Below are 2,454 nucleotides of genomic sequence, written 5' to 3' on the forward strand. Positions count from 1 at the left end.
CTCCCGCCGCGGCGCCTCCGCCCGCGCCCCGCGCGCCGGAGCGCGCCCCCGCCCCAGGCGCTGGCGCCAGCGCCGCGGACATCCTCGACGAGATTCTGGCGGGTGGCACGCCCGCCAACGAGTGGACGGACGAGGACCTCAAGCGGCTGCAGACGGTGCAGCAGAACCAGGAGAAGAGCTCCAAGATTCTGCGCGCGCTGCTCGAGCTGCTGCTGGAGAAGAACCAGCTCCAGCAGCGCGAACTGGCGGCGCGGATGCGGCTGTAGGGCGCACCCTCAGCCGGCGCCGCAGCCCGCCTCCAGCAGTTCGCGGCCGGTGAGCCCCAGCAGGTAGAGGATGCTGTCCAGGCCGCCCGCGGAGATGGACGTGTCGGCCGCGGCGCGCAGCTTGGGCTTCGCCCGGAAGGCGATGCCCAGCCCGGCGCGCTCCAGCATCAGCAAGTCGTTGGCGCCGTCTCCCACGGCGACCACCTGGTCCAGCAGGATGCCCTCCGCCTGCGCCAGCGACTCCAACAGCTCCGCCTTGCGCTGCGCGTTGACGATGCGGCCCACGGTGCGGCCGGTGAGCTTCCCGTCCTGAATCTCCAACTCGTTGGAGTACGCGAAGTCGATGCCCAGCCGCGCCTTCAGCGCCTCGGCCGCCACGGAGAAGCCGCCGCTGATGACGGCGGTGCGGTAGCCCAGCCGCTTGAGCACGCGCACCAGCGTCTCCGCGCCCTCCGTCAGCGGCAGGTTCGCCGCGAGCTGGTGGACCACGGACGCGTCCAGGCCCCGCAGCAACGCCACGCGCTGACGCAGCGACTCGTCGTAGTCCATCTCGCCGTGCATGGCGCGCTCGGTGATGCGCGACACCTGCTCGCCCACGCCATGCGCGCGCGCCAGCTCGTCGATGACCTCGATGCGGATGAGCGTGGAGTCCATGTCCATGACGACCATCCGCTTGCCGCGCCGGAAGAGGCTCTCGCGCTGCAACGCCACGTCGAACCCGCCCGACTGCATGGACAGCTCCAGCAGCGCGTGCTTGAGCGCGTCGGGCGGCTGGCCCGGCGGCAGGCTGATGTGGATGTCCACCGAGCCCAGGCGCGGCTCGCTGAGGCGCGTGATTCGCTCCACGTTGGCGCCGTGCCCCGCGAGCACCTGCGTCAGCGCATGAAGCTCCCTCGCGCCCAGGGCGCGGCCCACGGCGGTGACGACGTGGCGCGCGGACGCGGCGGGCGCGGCGGACGCCTCCACCGCCTGGAAATCCAGCGTCACGCCCAGCGTCTTCGCGGCGGACAGCAGCGTCTCCAGGGTGCCGCTCGCCGGGGGTAGACGCACCAGCAGGCAGAGCGTGAGGCGCCCCTGCACCACCACCTGCTCCACGTCGAGCAGTTCGGCGCCAGCGTCCGCCAGCAGGCCGGTGAGGCGCGAGACGATTCCGGGATGGTCCTTCCCGGTGACGGTGATGAGCACGCTTTCGGACAGGGGCGGAGTCATGGCGCCACGGAGTGTGGCAGCCCCCAACGTGCGCGGCGAGCCCCGAGTGCGCCGGGGCCCGGCCGCTCGTCCGTCACTCCTTCGGCGTGTCCGAGGAGATGATGAGGTCGCCCTTGGCGAGGAACTCCTTGTCCGGGAACGCCTTGTAGAAGTCCTCCAACATGGCGTCCACGTCCGGGTAGCGCTGCTCGCGCTTGTCCTGGGTGGCCTTGTCGAAGAGCTGGTCGAGGCCGCTGGGGGCCTCCGGGTTGACCTCGGAGGGCAGCGGCGAGCGGCGGCCCGGAATCTGCCCGGTGAGCATCTCGTAGAGCAGGATGCCCAGCGCGTAGACGTCCGCGGAGGCGCCCGGCTCCTTGCCGCCCCGGTTCATCAGCTCCGGCGCCATGTAGGCCATGCCACCGGTGCCCACGAAGACCTGGGGCATGCCCTTGGTGGCGTCCACCTCCACCACGCGGCCCAGGCCGAAGTCGGCCAGCTTCGCGTTGCCGTACACGTCGAAGAGCACGTTCTCCGGCTTGATGTTGTGGTGCGTGAGGCCCGCGGCGTGCGCGGCCCGCAGACCATAGGCCATCTGCAGGAAGGCGCGCAGCGCGAAGGGCACCGGCACGCCGTTGCCACCGCCCGCGTCCAGCCGCTCACGCAGGCTGCCCTGCATCAGCTCCAGCACGAAGTACGGCCGGGCGGCGTCCACGTTCTGGTCCACCACCTGGACCACGCCCGGGTGGCGCACCTGCGCCTGGGCGCACAGCTCCTTCTTCAGGCGCTTGAGCACCTCGCCCCGCTGCAGGAAGGAGAAGTAGCCGAAGATGTCCTTCAGCTCCTTGAGGCAGATGTCCAGACCCAGCGCGGTGACGCGTCCCTTGAAGACGGTGCCCAGCGGCCCGCTGCCGATGGGGTCGAACTTCTGGTAGCGCAGGTCCAGCTCGGCGCCCTTCGGAGCGGGAGCGGCGGGCGCTGCTGCGGCGGCGGCGGTGGAGGC

General features: G+C 71.4%; 2 protein-coding genes and 1 pseudogene. 1 reads left to right on the top strand and 2 read right to left on the bottom strand.

The window, feature by feature from the left end:
• A pseudogene (locus HNV26_RS37170) lies at nt 1–266 on the top strand (GspE/PulE/PilB domain-containing protein); the annotation flags it as partial.
• Between the two features lie 9 nt (nt 267–275).
• On the opposite strand, the gene serB reads toward HNV26_RS37170, so the two are convergent.
• Nucleotides 276–1,475, bottom strand: a complete 1,200-nt coding sequence (gene serB / locus HNV26_RS37175; protein ID WP_171445576.1) for a phosphoserine phosphatase SerB — start codon at nt 1,473–1,475, stop codon at nt 276–278.
• Nucleotides 1,476–1,548: 73 nt separating this feature from the next.
• Nucleotides 1,549–2,454: serine/threonine-protein kinase (locus HNV26_RS37180; RefSeq protein ID WP_171453031.1), on the bottom strand; the 906-nt coding region annotated here is incomplete at its 5' end.

This window comes from Myxococcus xanthus, from assembly GCF_013116825.1.
GTDB lineage: Bacteria > Myxococcota > Myxococcia > Myxococcales > Myxococcaceae > Myxococcus > Myxococcus xanthus_B.